Source organism: Streptococcus sp. HMSC064H09, from assembly GCF_001812625.1.
Classification (GTDB): domain Bacteria; phylum Bacillota; class Bacilli; order Lactobacillales; family Streptococcaceae; genus Streptococcus.
In genome coordinates this window covers 1-294 of record NZ_KV809618.1, presented here as the reverse complement: position 1 = coordinate 294, position 294 = coordinate 1, and the positions used below count along the sequence as shown (strand labels likewise).

The 294-nt window shown below is 48.0% G+C and carries 1 pseudogene; it reads left to right on the top strand.

Annotation, left to right across the window (positions count from 1 at the left end):
• Positions 1 to 294 (top strand): annotated as a pseudogene (locus tag HMPREF2867_RS11420) (MSCRAMM family adhesin SdrC); the annotation flags it as partial.

Below are 294 nucleotides of genomic sequence, written 5' to 3'. Positions count from 1 at the left end.
CAGATGCCGATTCAGATGCACTTGTTGATTCTGAGACAGAAACTGATGTGCTCGCTGATTCTGATGCAGAGACTGAAGCTGATTCAGAGGCGCTTACTGATTCTGACGTAGATACAGAAACTGATGTGCTTGTTGATTCTGACGCAGAGACTGAAGCGGATGCACTCGCTGACGCTGACACTGAAGCAGATATGCTTGATGATTCTGACGCTGATACAGAAACTGATGCGCTCGCTGACGCTGACTCAGATGCAGAAACTGATGCGCTTGCTGATTCTGATGCAGAGACTGAAG